This is a genomic window from Hymenobacter glacieicola (genome assembly GCF_014640315.1).
Classification (GTDB): domain Bacteria; phylum Bacteroidota; class Bacteroidia; order Cytophagales; family Hymenobacteraceae; genus Hymenobacter; species Hymenobacter glacieicola.
In genome coordinates, this window is sequence record NZ_BMGS01000002.1 from 98,552 (window position 1) to 118,044 (window position 19,493).

The window sequence follows — 19,493 nt, forward strand, 5'->3', positions numbered from 1 at the left end:
ACGGCCTGGATCATCATCTTGCGCCACCGAAGAAGCTAGGTACTGCTGCCGCTTTCAAACAAGCTGAAGCGTTATAGTAAACGAAAGCCTGATTCCCGAAAAGGGAGTCAGGCTTTTTTTATGCTCAAATGTGGGTCAGGGCAGCCAGAAGCCAGTATTCGGCTACTATATTTTAACTAATTCAATATATAAAATAAATTTTTCGACAAGATAGGTTGTTTATCAAATTCAAAATACAATAATTTGTCGTTAAAGTTATACAGCAAAGTTACTCCGCTTTGTTCTGTTCACTCTCATTCATTCTGTATATGAAGCGCGCACTTATTACGGGCATCACGGGCCAGGACGGCTCTTACTTGGCAGAACTACTCTTAAGCAAAGGCTATGAGGTGCACGGCATCAAGCGCCGCTCCTCCATGTTCAACACCGAGCGAATAGACCACCTCTACCAAGACCCCCACGAGAAGAACGTACGCTTCAAACTTCATTACGGCGACCTGACCGACTCGACCAATCTGATCCGGATTGTGCAGGAAGTGCAGCCCGATGAAATATACAATCTGGGGGCCATGTCGCACGTAAAGGTGAGCTTCGACACACCCGAGTACACGGCCGACGTGGACGGCATTGGTACGCTGCGGCTGCTGGAGGCCATCCGGATTCTGGGCCTGACGCACAAAACGCGCATCTACCAGGCCAGCACGTCCGAGCTCTACGGGCTGGTGCAGGAAGTGCCCCAGCGCGAAACCACGCCCTTCTACCCCCGCTCCCCCTACGCCGTGGCCAAGCTCTACGGCTTCTGGATTACGGTCAACTACCGCGAAGCTTACGGCATGTACGCCTGCAACGGCATCCTGTTTAACCACGAAAGCCCCCAGCGGGGCGAAACCTTTGTAACGCGCAAAATCACGCGCGCTGCCGCCCGCATTGCCCTGGGCTTGCAGGACAAGCTGTACCTGGGCAACTTGGACGCCAAGCGCGACTGGGGCCACGCCAAAGACTACGTAGAGGCCATGTGGCGCATGCTCCAGCAGGAGCAGCCCCGCGACTACGTGGTGGCTACCGGCGTTACCACCACCGTGCGCGAGTTTGTGCGGCTGGCTTTTGCCGAGCTAGGCATTGAGGTAGGCTTCAGCGGCAGCGGGGCGGAGGAAACCGGCTTCGTGGTAGCCTGCCAGCATCCTGATTTTCAACTACCCCTGGGCCAGGAGGTAGTAGCTATTGATCCGGCTTACTTCCGCCCCACCGAGGTGGAGCTACTCATCGGAGACCCGACCCGGGCCAAAACCGAGCTTGGCTGGGAGCCGCAGTACGATTTGCCGGCGCTGGTGCAGGACATGGTGCAGGCCGATCTGCGCCTGTTCCGCCGCGACGCCGTGCTGCTGGAAGCCGGCCACCAGATTATGTATCACGATGAGTAGGTGTTTTTAAGGGTAGGAGAAAATGAGGGTAATAGGGCAGGGAGGTGAGAGTTTTTGAGCCTTCCCATCACTGCCGTCACCCCTTCTAACCCCCTACCCTCTCATCCCCCTATCCTCCTTACCTCTCTCCTCATGGAACTGAATTCGAAAATATACGTGGCTGGCCACCGGGGTATGGTGGGCGCTGCGCTTATGCGCCGCCTCGAGCGCGCGGGCTACCAGCATCTGATTACCCGTACGTCGCAGGAGTTGGACCTGCGCGACCAAGCAGCCGTGGAGGATTTCTTCTCCCTGGAAAACCCCGAATACGTGCTGCTGGCCGCGGCCAAAGTAGGCGGCATTCAGGCCAACAACACCTACCGCGCCGATTTCCTCTACGACAACCTGATGATTCAGAATAACGTGCTGCGTGAAAGCCACCGGTGCGGAGTGCGCAAGCTGCTGTTTCTGGGGTCCTCCTGCATTTATCCGCGGCTGGCTCCCCAGCCCATCAAGGAAGAATACCTGCTCACGGGCCCCCTGGAGCCCACCAACGAGCCCTACGCCATTGCCAAAATTGCGGGCCTGAAGCTCTGCGAGGCCTACCGGGCCCAGCATGGCGCCAACTTCATCACCGTAATGCCCACCAACCTCTACGGCCCCGGCGACAACTACGACATCCGGAACTCTCACGTGCTGCCGGCGTTGCTGCGCAAGTTTTCGGAGGCCGTAACGCTGGGCCTGCCGCGGGTGCCGGTGTGGGGCACGGGCACGCCCCGCCGCGAGTTCCTGCACGTAGACGACCTGGCCGACGCCTGCCTGCACCTGATGCTGCACTACAATGACGCCGAGCCCGTCAACATCGGGACCGGGCGCGACATTACGATTCAGGAGCTGGCCGACCTGGTGGCCGAGCTGACGGGCTACGCGGGCGAAATCCTGTTTGATTTCTCCAAGCCCGATGGAACGCCGCGTAAGCTACTGGATGTCAGTAAGCTGCACGCACTGGGCTGGCGGCATTCCATTGGCCTGCGCGAAGGCATTACGGCCGTGCTGCAGTCCGCCGATTGGCAGCGGGCTACCTCGCAGCCCCTGTTAGCTTAACCTGTCCCTCCCCGCCCTCCCATCCTTTCTTTCTATGCACGACGTACTACTCCGGGCCCGGCGCAAAGCGGGCCGTTTGCTACGCGAGTGGATACCCCAGAACCTGCACTACCGCCCCATCGGGGTGCACGCTAGCAGCCGCGAGCTGGCCGCCCGCCCCGCCGGGGGAGTAGCCTACTTCGAGGTAGTACCAGCCCATACCTCGCACGTGAGCATCCCCGACGATTTCTATATTGGGGCCTCCGCCTACGGGGGGCTGCACGACAAACCCCACCGCCAGGAAAAAGTGCCGGCCGCCTTCGTGGTAGAGCTTATCGATGGCCGGGTGTACGCCGACAACTTCAACAGCGTAGCCATTATTGCGGCCGATAACCGCTTGGTAGGCGACGTATCGTTTCAGTACGACGGGTCCCGCTGGGACCTGACCCCCCCCGAGGAAAACAACATTTTCCGGCAGCGCTACTTTCTGCCGCCGGTAGAGCTGCCGGGCACCGTGTGCAGCCTGCTTTCGGGTGGGGGCGCGGCCAGCGGCAACTACTACCACTGGCTGATTGACTCCCTGCCCCGCCTGCATCTGGTGCGCGAGGCGGGCCTGCTCGATGCCGTTGACTACTTTCTGGTGTACGACAAGTCCAAGCGGTTCGTGCGCGATACGCTGGGCGCGCTGGGCATTGGGCCGGAGCGGCTGGTCGATATTACCACCAGTCCTCATGTGCGGGCCCGCTGCCTGCTGGCTACCCCCGGCGTGCGCGGCAACCTGACCCACACGCCCGCCTGGGCCTGCGCGTTCTTGCGCGGCATTTTGCTGCCGCCCCCGGTGGTCAGCCGCTCTTTTAGTCCCTACATCTACATCAGCCGCCGTGATGCGCCGGGCCGGCACATCCTCAACGAGGAGGCCCTGGAAGCCATGCTGCGCGAGTACGGCTTCGAAACCCATGTGCTCACTCCCTACACTCAGGACGAGAAAACGGCCCTGTTTGCCCAGGCCCAGGTTATTGTCTCGGCGGTGGGGGCCGGGCTGGCCAACATTGTGGTAAGTCCGGTGGGGGCCCAGCTGATTGAGCTTTTCCCCAGCAGCTTTGTGGTGGCTGATTACCTGGAGTTTACCTCCCGCATCGGCATCGACCACCACTACCTGATCTGTGACACACCCAGCCCCAGCCGCACCCGCGCCGGGGCCCAGCGCGACCATCTGACCGTGGACCTGGACGCCCTGCGGACCCTCGTCGAAAAGGCCCTGCACAGCCAAGCGCAGCCCGTTGCGGGTCGGCCCGCATAACCCGGCGGCCTGCTATTCCAAATTTTCTGCCTATGCCCTCTGTCCTACTTTCTCTCGTGTCGTGGAATAGTGCGGACTCCATTGAGGCCTGCCTGCGTTCGGCCTTGGCTCAGTCGTGGTCCGATTTTGAGCTGTGGGTGGTTGACAACAACTCCCACGATGACACCTGCGCCCGGGTAGAGGCCCTGGCCACCACCGACCCCCGCCTGCGCCTGCACCGGCTACCGCAGAACACCGGATTCTGCGGGGGCCACAACTACGCCCTGGACCGCACTAACACGGACTTGGTACTGCTGGTGAACCCCGACATTGAAATGGCGCCCGACTACCTGGCGCAGGCCATTGCGGCCATGGCCCGGAACCCGCGCATTGGCACGGTGTGCGGCCTACTGCTCCAGAACCAGGACGAGGACCCGCGCATTGATAGTGCCGGCATGGTAGCCCTGCCCGATGGGCGCTACGGGCTGCGCCTGCACGGGCAGCGGCTCAGCGAGGTAGCCCCCCTGGCAGCTACCTACGTGGACGGCGCCGACGGCGCCCTACCCCTGTTCCGGCGGCGCTTTATTGATGATCTGCGCGTGCAGGGCGAGTTTTTCGACTCCCGCTTTTTTGCCCACAAAGAAGACTGGGACATTGCCTGGCGAGGCCGCCTCTTCGGCTGGCATACCCTGTTTGAGCCCGCCTGCCGGGCCCTGCACCCCCGCCAGTTCCTGCCCTCCAACCTACGCCTGCGCCGGCGGCTGAACAGCGCCATTAAGGTAGACGCGGTGAAAAACCAGTGGCTGCTACTGCTCAAGAACACTACGCGGGAACAAGCCCCAGGCCTGCTGGCCCGGGCCGTTCCGCGCCAGCTAGGCATTCTGGCTTACTCCTTGGTGGCGGAGCGCGACTCGTTGCGGGCCGTGCGCTACCTCTGGCAGCACTGGCGCCAAGTGTTAGCTACCCGCCGGCTGGTGCAGCAACGCGCCAGCCAGCCGTGGCAGCCTCCCCCCGCTGACCCTGCCGAGAATTCGCCCCTGCTGAGCATCTGCGTGCCTACCTACCACCGCCCCGAGCTGCTGGCCCGGGCCCTGCGCTCCATCGGTCCGCTGCGGCCGGGAGTAGAGGTACTGGTGTCGGATAACTCGACGGATAATGATTTGGGGCAGCTGGCTACCGAACAGATATTCGCCGCCGAAGCGCCGGCCCGCTGGCGCTACTTCCGCAACCCGCCCGGTGGCAACGCGGCCACCAACTGGCGCGCCTGCGTGGAGCACGCCCGGGGGCACTACCTGCTCATGCTGCATGATGATGACTACCTGCTGCCCGGCGGCCTGGATGCCCTGCTAACCGTACTGCGCTACGCGCGCGGGCGGCACCACGCGGTGCTGTTTGGCGTGCAAGTAGTGGACAGTCGAGGGCGCGAAATTCAGCGCCAAGTGCCCCGGCAGACTCGCCACGTACCCGCTGCCGCCGCCGTAGAGGCCCTGCTGACCAACTCCTCCCTGGTGCGCATGCCCGCCCTGGCCGTAAGCCGGGAAGCCTACCAGCTGACCGGAGGCCCCGACCCAACCCAGCCCGACACCGACGATACAGACCTGTGGCTGCGTGTATTTGCCCGTAGCGGTTTCTATGAGGTAGCCCAACTCACGGCGGCCTATACCGTGCATGATGGCGCCCTCACGACCGGCATGTTTCACGAGCAAAACATTGGCTACCTGCAGCGGCTGTTCGATCAGGCTCGCCGGGAGAACTTAGTTTCCGAACCGCGCTTACGTCGTGCTGAGGCCGCTTTCTTCCACCAATTTGTGCTGGCCGGCGCTTACCGGGCCCTGCGCCGCCGCGACGCGGCTGGGGCGCGAAAAATTTTGGCGCTGCTGCAACTGCCTTCCCTGCGCCACTTGCCGGTGCCGGCCCGCTGGCTGCCCGTGCGCCTCAGCCTCACGTTCCTGGCCAGTCTGAACCTGACGCCTCCCCTGCCCGCCCGCACAGGCTGGCTGCGGCCCTCCGTATAACGCCCCCCGACCAGCACCCACTACCCCAGCCCGGCCATACAGGATCGGGCTGGGGTAGTGGTAGTGGTTTACTGAGCTAGGGAAAACCGGCTAGTTGTAGCGGCGGTAAACTGATTTTACCGGCCGGCCATGCAGGTATTTTTCTACTCCCTCGTTCAGGGCCCGGCGGTACATGCCCAGTACCTCATGCAATTGCTCCACTACCCGGGCAATAGTGGCTTCGGTATGCGAGTAGTTAACAATAAGGGAAGGCATCAGCAGGCCCCGCCGCATGGTTTCCTGCAGAAATAAGGTTCGGAGCGCGGCTGAGTGCTGCCCCTGCGCGTCGCGGGTGGTGTACACCAGGCAGCACGGCTGCCCCAGGGCCTGCACTTGCTGGCTCAGGCCGTGCTCCTGGGCTGACTGCCGCAGACCGGCGGCCAGCAACCCACCCACGTGGTGCAGGTGCTGCACTACCGGCTCCTGGCGGTACACTTGTAGCACGGCCCGGGCGGCGGCCAGGGCGTGGGTTTCGGCGCCGTAGGTGGTCGAAAGCAGGAATACCCGCTCGTGTGGGTGCTGCAGGCCACCCCGTTCCATTAGCTCCCGCCGGCCCGCCAGGGCGGCCACACTGAAGCCGTTACCCAGGGCCTTGCCAAAAGTGCTGAGGTCGGGCCGGATGCCGTGGAAGCCCTGAGCGCCCTGATTATGCCAGCGGAAGCCCGTAATAATTTCGTCGAAGATCAGGACCGCGCCCTCCCGGCGGCAGAGGGCCTGTACGCCCGCCAGGAAGCCCGGGGACGGGGCCACCTCTTTTTCCACTTCCATCAGCACGCAGGCTACCTGGCCGGGGTGTTGGGCAAACAGGTTTTCCAGGCTGGCCAGGTCGTTGTAGTGGAAGCCCATCGTTAGCTCCGACACGGCCGCCGGAATGCCCGCCCCCACGGCAGTAGTGCCGATAAACCAATCATCAACGGAGAAAAACGGGTGGTCGAGGCAGATGGCCACCAGGTGGCGGCCCGTATAGGCGCGGGCCAGCTTTACGGCCGCGCTGGTAGCGTCGGAGCCGTTTTTGGCGAACTTCACCATGTCGCCGGCCTGGGTGAAGTCCAGAAATTCCTCGGCCATTTCCAGCTCCAGCACCGCGGGCCGCCCGAAGTTGCACCCCAAACTGAGCTGGCGGGCGGCAGCGGCTACCACCGGCGCGTAGGCGTGGCCCAGCGTTACGGCGCGCAAACCGGCCCCAAACTCCACGAACTTGTTACCATCAACGTCCCAGACCCGGCAGCCTTCCCCCCGGACGATGTAGGGCGCCATGTGCTCGGGAAACTGGTCATCCCCTTTGGCGTAGGTGTGGGCCCCGCCCGGAATAACCGCGTGAAACCTTTCCCGCAGCGCATCGGAACGGTCAAAGTGCGGGGTAGCGGTAGGCGCTAAAATGTCGGGGGCCGGATGGGGTAGGGGTAGTTCCATGGGGTAGTGGCCGCTGCGCGTGGGCGAAGAGAAAGGCAGCTTTTGTCAATCTGAGCATTCGGCGTAAGTACCAGTGCAGCGGAACAGCACAGGTTTTTCAGCGGCGCTTGACGCGCGGAATACGCAGGCTAACAAGAGCTTTTCTTCAAAATATTGCCAAGTATTCTATTGTTAAAGAGGCTGCAAGAGGCCGACGCCTTCGAGGGCGCTGGCCGCCCGGTGCAGCAGTGGTAGCGCCAGCCCCGACTGCTCGGCCACGTCCAGCAGGCTACGGCTACCATCCGAAAGATTCAATAGCCACAGCAGCGCCATCTGCCAGTCGGCACCCTCCTGCCCACCCCCTACGCCCTTGTACAGGCCCCGGCGGCCCAGTTGGGGCTCCCCGTAGGGGCTTAGGTTCCGGTAGGTGTAGTTGCGTTCCAGCGCCGTGCACAGTGCCTCAGCCAACCGCAGACTCTCGGCCAGTTGCTCAGGCCGCACAAACTCCAGGTTGTCGGCGGAGGTGTGGTACTCGGTAAACTCCCCGAACGGCGTGCGCGAAAGGCAGCCGACCGGCAGATTGAACCCCGGCGAGCAGTATTGGCGCTCATCGTACCCATAAGGTAGCCAGGGCCGCACCGCGTAGGGGCTGCCGAAGTCGCGCAGGACAAGGGCGGCGGTGCGGTCTACCTCGGCGGTGGCGCGGCGGCTTTGCTTGTACGTAAAGCCGCCGGGGCCGCCCAGCAGCGTAAGCACCAGCCCGTGGCGAATGTGGCCTACCGTATCGCGGTGGCGGCTCAGCCACACAATGGCGCCGATGGTGCCCGGCCCGAACACAAACCGGTAGGTGTAGCGGCGCGGCTGCCGGGCCAGCTCCTGGGCCAGAAACACGGCTACGGCCAGCCCCGAGAGATTGTCATTGGCCAGGGAAGGATGGCAGCAGTGGCAGGAGAGCAGCACTTCCTCCTCGCTGGCGCCCGGTAGCACCAGCTCCCCGTAGGTCAGGGAGCCAGCCTCGTCCAGGGTGCTGTCGATGCAGACTTCGTAGTACTCGTCCTGGAGCTGCTCGCGCTGTCGGTGGCTGAGGCAGAACCCCCAGTTGGGCTGGTAGTAGCTGGTGCGGTAAGGAATTAGCTCGGGCTGCTCAGGCAAGGAAAACAGGTGTTCGTCCAACTCGGCCCGCGAAAACCAGCCGTGCACCGGGGTGCTGTACTGCAGCACGTGCAGGTTATGCTGTCGAAAGTCGATTAGCCGCTCCCCGGCGGCGTTTTTCACCCAGGCGTCGCGGATGATCCACTCGGCGGGCACGGTCCAGTCGAGGGCGGGCGTGCCGCTGGGCACCTCGTGCACCCGCAAGCCCGGCAGGTATTCGCGCAGCACGGCCAAGGTTTCGCGCACGCCCGGCCCGGTCAGGCTGCGCCCCAGCGGAAACAGGCGGGCCACCAAGGCGTGCATGGCCGCCCCGGGGGTAGGAGCCGCGGTAAGGGTAGCAAGAATAGGCGCAGGGGTAGGCATCAGCAGAGTTACTCGTACACCTGCACTTCCGGAATGGGCACCACAAAGCGCCCGCCCCAGTCGCGGATGTCCTGCATCTGCTCCATAATCTCCTCGCGCAGGTTCCAGGGCAGAATCAGCACGTAGTCGGGTTGGGTTTGGCGGATCCGGTCGGGGTGGCAGATGGGAATGCGCGTGCCGGGCAGGAAATTGCCCTGCTTGTGCGGGCTTACATCCACGGTGTACTCCAGAAAATCAGTCCGGATACCGCAGTAGTTCAGCAAGGTATTGCCCTTACCCGGGGCCCCGTAGCCCACCACGCTTTTACCGTCGCGCCGGGCCTCAATCAGGAACTCGAGCAGCTTGCGCTTGGTTTGCTTGGCGTTTTCCTCGAATTGGCTGTAGTAGGCCAGGTCCGTAATGCCGGCGGCCAGCTCCCGCTCCCGCAGGGCCCCTACCCGCTCCGTAACGGGCCAGGCTGGGCTGGCGCTGTGGCGAGCGAAAATGCGCAGGGACCCACCATGAGTAGGGAGTTCCTCCACATCAAAGAGGGTCAGGCCATGATGGGCGAAAATACGCTCCACGGTGTAGAACGACAGGTAGCTGAAGTGCTCGTGATAAATGGTATCGAACTGATTTCCCTCCATCAGGCGCAGCAAGTGCGGAAACTCCATGGTAATAACGCCGTCGGGCTTGAGCAGCAGGCCCATACCGGCCACGAAGTCGTTGATGTCGGGCACGTGGGCCAGCACGTTGTTGCCCAGCAGCAAGTCGGCCTGCCCCGATAGCTCGGCCACGTAGCGGGCAGTTTCGCACCCGAAAAAGCGCACCAGCGTGTTAATGCCCTTGGCCTGGGCGTAGCCGGCTACGTTGGAGGCCGGCTCGATGCCCAGGACCGGGACTTCCTTCTCTACGAAGTATTGCAGCAGGTAGCCGTCGTTGGAGGCTACCTCCACTACCAGGCTGTTCTTATTCAGCCCGAACCGCTCGGTGGCCATGTCGGTGTAGCGGCGGGCGTGGCGCAGCCAGGAAGCGGAATACGAGGAGAAGTAGGCGTAATCGTTCTGAAAGATTTCCTCTGAGGTCACAAACTCATCGAGTTGCACCAGAAAGCAGCTACGGCACACCCGGGCATGCAGGGGGTAGAAGGCCTCGGCGCGGTTATACTCGTGGGGTCGGACGTGGTTCTGGCACAGCGGCGAGGTGCCCAGGTTTACGAAGGTGAAATCCAGGGGCGCCCCGCAAAAGCGGCACGGACTAGCCGGCGGCTCAACGGGTTCCGGCTGGGGTTGGTAGGTAAGGAGGGGAGCGGCGGCGGAGACAAATGGGGAAAGCTGTTCCATAACCAGAGGAAAGAAAATAAGAGCGGAGCCGCCGGACTCAACCCGGCTTAGAGCACGGGTTGAGGTACCGTTAGCGGAGCGGAAGGCGAGGCAGTAGAGAGGTCGGGCTGCTGGAAGTAAGCCGCCTGCTCCCGACGCAGCTGGTCAATCAGCCGGCCTTCGGGTATAATCACGTCATCGTAGGTCAGCACCTGGTCCTTGGGCACGTCGTGGCGCAGAATGCACCCTTCGGCCACACCGATGGGTAGCAGGTTCTCGCGCTGGGTTACGTCGGCGTTTTCGGCCAGGCCATAGGTGTGGTAGTGCCCGATGCCATCGAGCACCTGGCCGGCGTGCAGGTCAATTTTGGCAGCCGTGACTACCTCCACGCACATCGGGCCGGCCGGCGCCAGGGCCGCATCCTGAAACAGCACGGCCCGGGCTACGGTGGTAGGGGTTTCAAAGTGGCACAGGTGGTAGGGCGTGTAGAAGCAGTACAGCGGCCCTGGCCCCAGCTTGTAGAGCTTGAGGTAGTGCTGCTGCACGGGGTCATCAATGGTGCCCAGCACGAACACGCCGGGCCCGGGCTCCGCTCCCACCACATAATCTACAATGCCCGGACCACCGTTGAGCAGCAGCTCATGCGGGTACCAGTCGGCGGCCTGGGTAACGGGCGTGCCGGAAGCCACGGTGGGGCCCAGCATGCCGCGGCGGGCTACGCGCATACCCAGGGCATTGGCTACTACGGCCTGCTCAAAGCTGATTTTGCTACCATCGGCGAAGCTGGTCACCATGCTCGGGTTCTGGCCCCACTGCCGCGCAAAGCCTTCCTGAGTGGTCGGGTTGCGGTAAGGGTCGTGGAGGCCTTTGATGTTGCCGCAGAGCACGGGCGTAACGCCCAAGCCTTTCACGAAGCGGGCCAGGTTCAGGGTTACGCCGGGCTGGTCGCCATCGGCCACGGTGTACACTACCCCGGCGCGGTCGGCGTATACTTTCAGAATGGGCCCCACGGTGCCGTCGAGCTCCGCATTGAGCAGCACAATGTGCTTGCCGTGCCGGATGGCTTCCAGCACCACGTGCGCCCCGTGTTCCACGGCGCCGGTTACCTCAATAATAGCCTCAATGCCGGCGGCCCGGCTCAGCAGCAGGGCATCATCGGTAATGGCGGGGCGGCCCTGGGCCACGCAGGCTTCCAGCTGGGCTACCGTACTAACCTCGGCCACGTCCACTACCCCGGCTTCGGCGTAAATGGCGCGGGCTTTTTCGGGGGTGCGGTTGGCAATGGCCACCAGCTCCATACCGGGCACGTAGCAGCAAATCTGCCGGGCTACGCCCCGGGCCATGAAGCCGGCCCCTATCATCGCCACCCGAATGGGCCGGCCCTCGCGCTGGCGCTGCTGCAGCGCGTTATCAATGATGAGCATCTGAGTTCAATTAAGTAAGTACAGCTGACTGTTCCAGGGCAACCTTACGCCGCCAAGACCTCGCTCACCGTCCGTTCCCTCCACCGCCTTGGCTTGCGTATTTCGTTTTAACTACCGATTGTTTCAGGCACGCGCAGCCGGAAATCCGGGTGCTGCTGGTCCTTCTCGGAAATGATGGTGGGGGCAATGGGCCACTGAATGCCAATGGCCGGGTCGTTCCAGCGCAGGCCCCGCTCAAAGCCGGGCGCATACTTGGCCGACACCTGGTAGCCGACATCGGTATTGTCTTGCAGGGTGATGAAGCCGTGGGCGAAGCGGCCGGGCACGAACAGCATGCGGAATGAGTCGGCGGTTAGCTCCACGCCCAGCCACTGTCCGTAGGTAGGCGACTCTTCGCGCAGGTCCACAATCACATCGTAAATGGCGCCGCGCGTGCAGCGCACCAGCTTGGTTTCCTCGTGCGGGGCCAGCTGCAGGTGCATGCCGCGCAGGGTGCCGCGCCGCGGGTTAGACGATACGTTGGCTTGCACGGGGGGCATCAGGATGCCGTGGGCCGCAAACTCATCGGCGCACCAGGAGCGGGCAAAAAACCCTCGGTCGTCGGCCATGCGGTCCACGTCAATAATAAACGCGCCAGGCAGCTCAGTTTCGGTGAAAATCATAGGTAGGTGATTGGAGATGAGACAAGGGGCGGAACACGCGCGGGGCGTAAACCGGCGGCGCCCACTGCGCGGAATATGCTGTATAAGGTCTTAGGCAATTACCGGGGCGGGCGCCAGCACGGGCCGGGCCGCCACGGCACGCGCCCAGCTCAGGTCGTCACTTAATTCGTGGGTTTCGCGCAGGCCGGTGAGCACGCGCAGGCGCATCAGCTCCGAGGAGCGGAAGGCCGCGTCGCGGAAGTTCATGCCCAGCAGGCCGTCGCGCAGCTCGTCAATGGTATCGGCGAGGGTGCGGCGGGGCTGATGGGTGGGGGCCAGTTCCCGGTACAAACTAAAGTCGACCCGGTAGGAACGCTTATCGGGTGGGGCGGCCGCGTTCAGGCTAACCCGCGTACCGGGCAAGGAGTCGGCTACGGCGTAGGCCAGCTCGCGGACCTGGTAGTTCCACTGCTCCGAGCCGGTATTTACGGCCAGGAACGTGCCGCCTACCTCGGCGGGCCGGCCGATGGCCCATTCAATGGCCCGGGCCATGTCCTGCACGTGAATGAGGGGGCGCCAGGGCGTACCATCACTTAGAATGCTGATTTCGCCGGCGGCTACGGCTCCGGCCACAAAGTCGTTGACTACCAGATCCAGGCGCAGCCGGTCGCTCCAGCCGCAGGCCGTGGCAAAGCGCAGGCAGGTAATCAGGAAGTTGTCGTCGGCCAGGGGGCGCAGGTCCTGCTCGGTCATGACCTTAGAGCGGGCGTAAGCCGTCAAGGGGTTTAGCTCCGAGGTTTCCGTCTTGGCCCCCTCGCCACCGGCCCCGTACATGCTGCACGAAGAGGCAAAGATGAAGGAACTGACGCCGGCGGCCTTGGCCTGGCGGGCCAGCTCAAGGCCGGCCCGGTAGTTTACGTCCAGCGTTACCTGCTCATAGGTCTGGCCCATGGGGTCGTTGCTGATGGCAGCCAGGTTCACTACCGCATCCACGCCCTCCAGTAGGCCGGCGGGCAGTTGGCGAATGTCGCCGAAAATCTGCCGGTCCAGGCGCGACTCGGGCAGGCGTCGGGCTCCGGTGAGGCAGTGGGCAAAGTAGCCCATGTCGTAGCCAATCAGCTCCGCCTGCGGAAATTGCTGACGCAGATGGCGCACTACGCCCGGGCCCACATAGCCCATATTACCCGTGATAAGGATTCGTTGCATACGGTGAAGTGGTGAGATGGTGAGATAGTGAAATGGTGAGCTAACAGTGTTAATGGCGCGTGTTGGGCGGTTCAGGCCGCCAGAACGTCAAACTCACCATTCCACCATCTCACCAGTTCACCTTTAGTCGGCGGGCATAATGGTGGGGGCCGCTACCCGCTGATTCGGGGGAGCTACCACGGGCGTGGCCAGGATGTCGGCTAGCACGGGGTCCGGCTCCGCTGATTCGGGGTCGTTGCTCCATACTTTCCACTGGGCGCGGCCCTGCTGCCACATTTCCTCCAGCATGTTCTTGTCGCGCAGCGTATCCATGGGCTGCCAGAAGCCCGTGTGCCGGAAGGCGGCCAGCCGGCCCTCTGAGGCCAGACGCTCCAGCGGGGCCTTTTCCCACACCGTCTCGTCGCTGTCAATGTAGTCGAACACGGAGGGCTCCAGCACAAAGAAGCCGCCGTTAATCCAGGGGGTTTCGCCGCCCTCGGGCTTTTCCGTGAAGCTGGAAACCAAGCTACTGGATTCCTGCAGGTTAAATACGCCAAAGCGGCCGGGTTGGCGCACGGCCGTGAGGGTAGCCAGGGCACCCTGCTGGCGGTGGTAGCGCACGGCTTCCCGAATGTTAACATCCCCTACCCCGTCGCCGTAGGTCAGGCAAAACGTTTCGTTGTCTACGTAGTCGCGCACCCGGCGCAGGCGGCCACCGGTCATGGTTTCCTGGCCCGTGTCTACCAGGGTCACGGTCCAAGGCTCGGCATGGTTACGGTGAATCTGCATCTCGTTGCGGTCCATGCGGAACGTCACGTCGGAGTTGTGCAGAAAATAGTCCGAAAAGTACTGCTTGATCATATGGCCCTTGTAGCCGCAGCAGATAACAAAGTCGCGGATGCCGTGGTGGGCATATATTTTCATGATATGCCACAGGATAGGACGGCCCCCAATTTCTACCATGGGCTTGGGCCGCACGCCACTTTCCTCGCTGATACGGGTGCCGTAGCCGCCCGCCAGAATTACTGCTTTCATACGCGTGAGGGATTGTAACTAAAAGGTCAATAAAGAAGTCAGCGAGAAGAGCGCAAGCACCATGTTGAGCACTACTTATACAGCGCTAAAGTTCCTGAAATATAAAGATAATTGTAATATTGTCAATAATTATTATCAATATTTTTAAAATAAAGTAAAAATAAAATCAGCATTGTACAGATTATAACCCACGCAAAATCACCCCATACCACACCTAGTAGCATAGGGCATTTGCAAGAATTACTTGAATATTAAGTAGTAGGCCGGGGCATGGGCCTGCCTACTACATGCGAGGCCGCGCGCCGGGTGAGCAGGTATACAAACCGGGTGTTGGTTACCAGGTAGCGACGCCACAAGCGGCGGGGCTCCAGCCACAGGCGGTAAGCCCACTCCAGCCACAGGCGGCGGGCCCACAGCGGCAAGCGCGGCTCCAGGCCGGCGTACACCGGAAACGCCTGTCCTACCCCCAACATACATGCCCGAACTCGCCCCTGGTGGGCGGCCATCCAGCGTTCCTGCCGGGGACAGCCCAGGGCTACAAACAGCAAATCGGGGTCGGCGGCGTTAATGGCGGCTATTTCTGCCGCGTCTTCTTCGGGCGTAAGAGCCCGGAATGGTGGGGAGTGCATCCCAGCAATGCGCAGGGTAGGCAGCTCCCGCCGGGCCCGGGCCACCATGGCCGTCAGCACCTCATTGGTAGTGCCATAGAAATACACGGACTGTCCGCTCTCGGCCGCCGCTTCTAGCAGGGCCGGCAGCAAATCCATGCCAGCCACGCGGGGCTGCTCAGGGCTGTCGGGGTTAAGCCAGTGCACGGCCGCGGCCACGGGGCTACCGTCGGGGGCTACCACGGCAGCCTCGCGCAACAGCTGCCGAAACTCCGGGTCGCGCTGGGCTTCTACTACCATGTGCACATTGGCAAAGCACACGTACGCCGACACGCGGGCCTTCCCCAACTCCAGGATAGTGGCCACGAAGTCGGTTACCGAACCAGTGGAAATCCAGGAATCCAGGACGGGTACCTTTGGAAGCATAAGGTAGAGCTGTGAGGTAGAGAGAGTTGAATTCAGCGTGTGTATATGGCCTGGAGCGGTACTGCTCTTACAGCTGGAGGAACAGCAAACTCACTTGTTCACCAGCTCGCCTTTACACTACTAATAGGCGTTCTTCTCGCCTTTCACCATATTCCAAAGCGTGAGGCCGATAATTTTCATATCGAGGCCGAACGACCAGTTTTCCACGTATTTCAGGTCGTACTCCACGCGTTTTTCCATGGTGCCTGCCTCGCGGGTTTCGCCCCGGAAGCCGTTCACCTGGGCGTAGCCGGTAATGCCGGGCGTTACGGCGTGGCGCATCTGGTAGGTGCGGATATGCTTGCTGTACTCTTCCAGCTGCGAAATCATGTTGGGCCGGGGGCCTACCACCGACATGTGCCCGAGCAGGACGTTGAAAAACTGAGGCAGCTCGTCGAGGTTGTACTTACGCAGGTACTGGCCCACGCGGGTGATGCGGGAGTCGTTTTTGGTGGCCTGCAACTCGCTCTGGCCGTGGTCGGTGCGCATGGTGCGCAGCTTGTAACACGGAAAAAGCTGGTTGCGCTTGCCGGGCCGCATCTGTTTAAAGAACACCGGTCCGCGCGAATCCAGCTTGATCAGCAGGGCCAGGGCCGTCAACACGAACGGGAACACACCCAAAATAATGACCAGCGAAAAGGCAATATCAAACAGGCGCTTCAGCATCTGGTTGGTGCGGATGCCCAGGGGTGCGTGCCGAATCGTCAGGATCGGCATGTGGTCGTAGAAGTACACGTTCACATCTTTACGGACGGTGCCGCGGAAATCGGGGACAATACGGAACGACAGGAAATGGTCATCGGCGAAGCGCGACAAGTCTTCAATCAGCTGCCGGCGGTCCAGGGGCATGGCGAAGTAGATTTCGTCTACCTGGTCGCGCACGCAGAAGCTTTTTAGGTCTGAAACGCGGCCACGCACCAAGTGCTTTAGTCCGGCGGGCACGTGCTCGGTGCTATCCGTGAAAAAGCCCATGAACTGGTTGGCAATCGGGTCGTGCGACTCCAGGAAGCGGTAGAGTTCCTGGCCGCTGGCCCCGGCCCCTACAATTACGAAGCGGCTGTGGGGCCGCGCCAGGTGGGTATGATAGGCCCGGTAGAGAAACGTTATCAGAAAGCGCCCCGCTACTACGGCCGTGACGGAGAAGCTGTACACCGAAAACAGGTAGCGTACGGGCAGCCAGTACATGCGCATGGCTACTACCGCTAGTAGCACAATGCCGGCGTGCAGCAGGAAGGTGCGCATCAGGTGCAGCAGCTTCTCTGGGTAGGTAATTAGCCGGTCAGTGCGGTATATGTTGGCAAACTGCCCCGATATAATCCACCAGATCAGAGCAAAGATGGCGTAGAAGAAGGGGTAATAGCCCCCGAAATACCAGTTGCCTAGAAATAAATAACCAGCTACTCGAAAAGCCCCGAAAATCAGCAATACGTCTACCAGAGGCAGAATAAAGCGCGATGTATCAGAGTAATGTCTGTAGCGTTCCATAAGCTGAGAAGAAAGGTGCTAAGGAAACTAAACGGTGAAAAAATGCAGAAAGACCAACTACCTACTTACCGAACAAAGAAACACATAATTGTTCTTTAAACAATAATAAATAGTATTAATTTTTAAAAGCAGTAAACTATACCTCGAAATGATTCATATAGTTACGTCAGGCCCCAAACTTATTGCCTAAAGCCAGCCTGCCCGCCCGTAATGGCAGAAACCATTAGAGGCGGGCAGGCTGCAATTTTACCGCAATATGCTCTTACTCAGGGATTCACCTGCAGCCAGCCTTTGTACCTACGGCCGTCGGTGTAGGTAATCAAAAAGTAGTAGGTGCTGGCTACGCCGACCCCGCTCCAGGCAAAGCTTCGGCTACCAGATCGGTATACCTCCCTCCCCCACCGGCTGTAAATAGCAATACCGCCGAAGCGCCCGTCGCACAGATCGGGCGGTAAGTCCGGCAGCACAAACGCGTCGTTCTTGCCGTCGCCGTTAGGCGTGATGATATTGGGTGGCAGGAAGGCAACCGTATCGGGCGTTGGAACCAGTTCAAAACGGACCGTTCGGGTTTGGCTGAGGGTAGTGCAGGTCGCCTGCTCCTGCAGCCGGAACGTGACCACCATATCCGGAAACTGCTGGGCGGCACAGGAAGCCTGCCACTGAAACGTACCTGCCGCCTGGCCCCGCCCGTTTTGGGCTGTAAACGTCATGCCAGCGGCTGCTAAGTCGAAATTCTGCCCGGCGGCCGTCAGGGTCAGTGGGTCGCCATTTACGTCCAGCCCCGCCAGAGTAGCCGAGTAGGTAGTGCCCACGGGTACCCGCACGGTGATGGGGGGCGCGTCTTGGGCGTTGAGGCCGGGCGGGAAGGAAGTAGTAAGCTGGGGCGCGGCATTGGGTGGGGGCGCCGCCGTAAAGGCCACCCGCACCGTATCGCGCTTGGGCAGGCTGCACCCGTCGTCGGCCACAATTACGTCCAGCAGATACACCTGGCCCTTGGAATCCAGGCACTCGGAAAAGCAGAACCGGGCCGTGAGGGTGTCGGGGGTGCCGGGGCCCCGCACCACGCCGGTGGTGGCGGTAGTAAAGGTGGGCACGGGCGTGGTGAAATTGATGGGGCGCAGGGTTACCGTGAGGCGGGAGTTAGCATCGGGGTCAGTAAAGCGCACCCGCAGGCAGTGGTCGGCGCCGGCTACCAGCCGCAGCGTATCCCGGCCCGGGCGGTAGGGCACGCCCGCCGAAGAGCTAAGCTGCAGGCTGGGCACGGTGTTGCGGGGGCAGTTGAGCACGTAGAGCTGGAAGTCGCGGCGGGTTTCTCCTATTTTCTGTCCGCCCCGGTACTCGGTGCAGCGCACCCCAAACACAAATAAGCCCAGTTGGGTAGGTCGCACCATGAGGCGGCCGGTACGGGCGTCAATGCCCAGGGTAGGGTTGCCGGGAATCTGGTTTTGGGTGCCCAGCCCCGCTACCCACGAAATGGGGGCGTACGGCGCGGGCGCGGCCTGGGTGGGGCTGGAGTTACCAGTGCTGGCGTGGCCGTTCAGGGGCGTCACCATGTCGTACACCAGGGAGTCGCCATCGGGGTCTTGGCCGCCGAAATCATAGTAGAACAGCTCGCCCCGGCAGGCGTAGTCGCCCAGGGGCGGGAAGATGCGCGGGGTGGAGTCAAGGAAGGGACGGCCGTTGCGCACGACGGCCGGAAACTCCAGGTAAAAAGCCTGGGCTGCACTCAGGGAGTTGACGATATTGCTCAGCCCTTGGTTGCGGCAGCAGCGTTCCACGGCCACGTAGTAGCCGGCCGGACTAGTGTACGTGGCCGCGGGCAGGGTGATATTGACGGTATAAATGAGCTTGCGGGTACTAAGGGAGGAGCTAGTGCAGGCCGGATTCGTGTAGCTCACAAACGTGTTGCTGGTCAGGGGCAGCGTTATGTTTTGCATCCGCTGGTTGGTAGACTTCTCGAAGATGCTGGCCTGCATGTTGTTATCCAGGGCGGCGGGGCTCCCATTGATGGCATCGAAATAGAGGTTGAGCGTGAGGGCATACGTACTGCCCGACCGATACTGCAAATCCAGTTCGCCGCCCACAATATGCGTGGCGCGAGCAGCCGGCGCTACCAGCAACCATACCCCTACCACGGCCAGCCATACTACCCGGGAAAAACGTGTACATCTTCTCATACCCAATCAGAAAAGCAGTAAACCAATCCACCACCTGCCTCCCTCCCGCCAGAAAGCCACCCGAAGCCAACTGCCTTAAGAACCACCGGTGGTCGTGGTTGTGGTGCTGTCAGTGGCACGTGAAGGCCGGCAGTTTTTGCCGGCTTTGGGGCCGATGTTCGGGGTTTCGCAGGCCGTAAGCAGGCCCGCGCCCAGCACTACTGCTGCACTGGCCCGCAGGAGGAAGTTCTTGTTCATAAGAAAGGAGGAAAAGATGACAAAAGCTAACAGTAACCCCTTCATAGGCTGCTCATTGCCTCCCCGCCAGGTAGAACCCCTGCTCTTTCAGGCAGAAAATGCCACAGGCTGCGTAAAGGGTTACTTTTTAAAAGTAATTTTCGCCCCGCCTTTCTTGCACCTCCCCCGACCAGCTCCAGCAGAGAACCGACCGGAACCCAGAGTGTACCGAC

At 61.6% G+C, this 19,493-nt stretch carries 15 protein-coding genes; 4 read left to right on the plus strand and 11 right to left on the minus strand.

The window, feature by feature from the left end; genetic code table 11:
• Positions 1 to 308: 308 nt before the first annotated feature.
• From gmd to IEW18_RS03435, 4 genes are all read left to right on the plus strand, one after another.
• Complete coding sequence (gmd, locus tag IEW18_RS03420; protein WP_188556426.1) at positions 309 to 1,421, plus strand: GDP-mannose 4,6-dehydratase; 1,113 nt, start codon at positions 309 to 311, stop codon at positions 1,419 to 1,421.
• 132 nt (positions 1,422 to 1,553) lie between these two features.
• Positions 1,554 to 2,504, plus strand: a complete 951-nt coding sequence (locus IEW18_RS03425; RefSeq protein ID WP_188556427.1) for a GDP-L-fucose synthase family protein — start codon at positions 1,554 to 1,556, stop codon at positions 2,502 to 2,504.
• 34 nt (positions 2,505 to 2,538) lie between these two features.
• Positions 2,539 to 3,783: a glycosyltransferase family 61 protein gene (locus tag IEW18_RS03430; RefSeq protein WP_188556428.1), complete on the plus strand. Its 1,245-nt coding sequence runs from the start codon at positions 2,539 to 2,541 to the stop codon at positions 3,781 to 3,783.
• Positions 3,784 to 3,815: 32 nt separating this feature from the next.
• Positions 3,816 to 5,777: a glycosyltransferase family 2 protein gene (locus IEW18_RS03435; RefSeq protein WP_188556429.1), complete on the plus strand. Its 1,962-nt coding sequence runs from the start codon at positions 3,816 to 3,818 to the stop codon at positions 5,775 to 5,777.
• Between the two features lie 90 nt (positions 5,778 to 5,867).
• Here the strand turns inward: IEW18_RS03435 and IEW18_RS03440 are convergent, their stop codons facing one another.
• The 11 genes from IEW18_RS03440 to IEW18_RS03490 all read right to left on the minus strand — a co-directional run bounded on the left by IEW18_RS03440 (position 5,868) and on the right by IEW18_RS03490 (position 19,281).
• Positions 5,868 to 7,229, minus strand: a complete 1,362-nt coding sequence (locus tag IEW18_RS03440) for a glutamate-1-semialdehyde 2,1-aminomutase (RefSeq protein WP_188556430.1) — start codon at positions 7,227 to 7,229, stop codon at positions 5,868 to 5,870.
• Positions 7,230 to 7,400: 171 nt separating this feature from the next.
• The gene (locus tag IEW18_RS03445) at positions 7,401 to 8,723 is read right to left on the minus strand and encodes a DUF4910 domain-containing protein (protein ID WP_188556431.1); all 1,323 of its coding nucleotides are present in this window, start codon (positions 8,721 to 8,723) and stop codon (positions 7,401 to 7,403) included.
• An 8-nt stretch (positions 8,724 to 8,731) separates the two neighbouring features.
• Positions 8,732 to 10,045, minus strand: a complete 1,314-nt coding sequence (locus tag IEW18_RS03450; RefSeq protein ID WP_188556432.1) for a class I SAM-dependent methyltransferase — start codon at positions 10,043 to 10,045, stop codon at positions 8,732 to 8,734.
• 47 nt (positions 10,046 to 10,092) lie between these two features.
• Positions 10,093 to 11,448, minus strand: coding sequence for an NAD(P)H-dependent oxidoreductase (locus IEW18_RS03455; RefSeq protein WP_188556433.1), 1,356 nt, complete (start codon positions 11,446 to 11,448; stop codon positions 10,093 to 10,095).
• 107 nt (positions 11,449 to 11,555) lie between these two features.
• A complete protein-coding gene (rfbC, locus tag IEW18_RS03460) occupies positions 11,556 to 12,110 on the minus strand; it encodes a dTDP-4-dehydrorhamnose 3,5-epimerase (RefSeq protein ID WP_188556434.1) in 555 nt (184 codons plus the stop codon).
• Between the two features lie 90 nt (positions 12,111 to 12,200).
• The gene (locus tag IEW18_RS03465; protein ID WP_188556435.1) at positions 12,201 to 13,295 is read right to left on the minus strand and encodes an NAD-dependent epimerase/dehydratase family protein; all 1,095 of its coding nucleotides are present in this window, start codon (positions 13,293 to 13,295) and stop codon (positions 12,201 to 12,203) included.
• Positions 13,296 to 13,418: 123 nt separating this feature from the next.
• On the minus strand, positions 13,419 to 14,309 hold the full coding sequence (gene rfbF, locus IEW18_RS03470) for a glucose-1-phosphate cytidylyltransferase (protein WP_188556436.1): 891 nt from the start codon (positions 14,307 to 14,309) through the stop codon (positions 13,419 to 13,421).
• Positions 14,310 to 14,560: 251 nt separating this feature from the next.
• Positions 14,561 to 15,343: a WecB/TagA/CpsF family glycosyltransferase gene (locus tag IEW18_RS03475; RefSeq protein WP_188556437.1), complete on the minus strand. Its 783-nt coding sequence runs from the start codon at positions 15,341 to 15,343 to the stop codon at positions 14,561 to 14,563.
• A 120-nt stretch (positions 15,344 to 15,463) separates the two neighbouring features.
• Positions 15,464 to 16,867, minus strand: coding sequence for an undecaprenyl-phosphate glucose phosphotransferase (locus tag IEW18_RS03480; protein WP_188556438.1), 1,404 nt, complete (start codon positions 16,865 to 16,867; stop codon positions 15,464 to 15,466).
• Positions 16,868 to 17,133: 266 nt separating this feature from the next.
• On the minus strand, positions 17,134 to 19,044 hold the full coding sequence (locus tag IEW18_RS03485; RefSeq protein ID WP_188556439.1) for a T9SS type B sorting domain-containing protein: 1,911 nt from the start codon (positions 19,042 to 19,044) through the stop codon (positions 17,134 to 17,136).
• A gap of 75 nt (positions 19,045 to 19,119) precedes the next feature.
• Positions 19,120 to 19,281 carry a hypothetical protein gene (locus IEW18_RS03490; protein ID WP_188556440.1) on the minus strand — a complete coding sequence of 54 codons (162 nt, stop codon included), beginning with the start codon at positions 19,279 to 19,281 and terminating at the stop codon, positions 19,120 to 19,122.
• Positions 19,282 to 19,493 lie beyond the last annotated feature (212 nt).

Excerpts from the sequence above, each read along its gene's own strand:
- gmd (WP_188556426.1), top strand. The coding sequence starts at position 309 with ATGAAGCGCGCACTTATTACGGGCATCACGGGCCAGGACGGCTCTTAC.
- IEW18_RS03425 (WP_188556427.1), top strand. The coding sequence starts at position 1,554 with ATGGAACTGAATTCGAAAATATACGTGGCTGGCCACCGGGGTATGGTG.
- IEW18_RS03430 (WP_188556428.1), top strand. The coding sequence starts at position 2,539 with ATGCACGACGTACTACTCCGGGCCCGGCGCAAAGCGGGCCGTTTGCTA.
- IEW18_RS03435 (WP_188556429.1), top strand. The coding sequence starts at position 3,816 with ATGCCCTCTGTCCTACTTTCTCTCGTGTCGTGGAATAGTGCGGACTCC.
- IEW18_RS03440 (WP_188556430.1), bottom strand. The coding sequence starts at position 7,229 with ATGGAACTACCCCTACCCCATCCGGCCCCCGACATTTTAGCGCCTACC.
- IEW18_RS03445 (WP_188556431.1), bottom strand. The coding sequence starts at position 8,723 with ATGCCTACCCCTGCGCCTATTCTTGCTACCCTTACCGCGGCTCCTACC.
- IEW18_RS03450 (WP_188556432.1), bottom strand. The coding sequence starts at position 10,045 with ATGGAACAGCTTTCCCCATTTGTCTCCGCCGCCGCTCCCCTCCTTACC.
- IEW18_RS03455 (WP_188556433.1), bottom strand. The coding sequence starts at position 11,448 with ATGCTCATCATTGATAACGCGCTGCAGCAGCGCCAGCGCGAGGGCCGG.
- rfbC (WP_188556434.1), bottom strand. The coding sequence starts at position 12,110 with ATGATTTTCACCGAAACTGAGCTGCCTGGCGCGTTTATTATTGACGTG.
- IEW18_RS03465 (WP_188556435.1), bottom strand. The coding sequence starts at position 13,295 with ATGCAACGAATCCTTATCACGGGTAATATGGGCTATGTGGGCCCGGGC.
- rfbF (WP_188556436.1), bottom strand. The coding sequence starts at position 14,309 with ATGAAAGCAGTAATTCTGGCGGGCGGCTACGGCACCCGTATCAGCGAG.
- IEW18_RS03475 (WP_188556437.1), bottom strand. The coding sequence starts at position 15,343 with ATGCTTCCAAAGGTACCCGTCCTGGATTCCTGGATTTCCACTGGTTCG.
- IEW18_RS03480 (WP_188556438.1), bottom strand. The coding sequence starts at position 16,867 with ATGGAACGCTACAGACATTACTCTGATACATCGCGCTTTATTCTGCCT.
- IEW18_RS03485 (WP_188556439.1), bottom strand. The coding sequence starts at position 19,044 with ATGAGAAGATGTACACGTTTTTCCCGGGTAGTATGGCTGGCCGTGGTA.
- IEW18_RS03490 (WP_188556440.1), bottom strand. The coding sequence starts at position 19,281 with ATGAACAAGAACTTCCTCCTGCGGGCCAGTGCAGCAGTAGTGCTGGGC.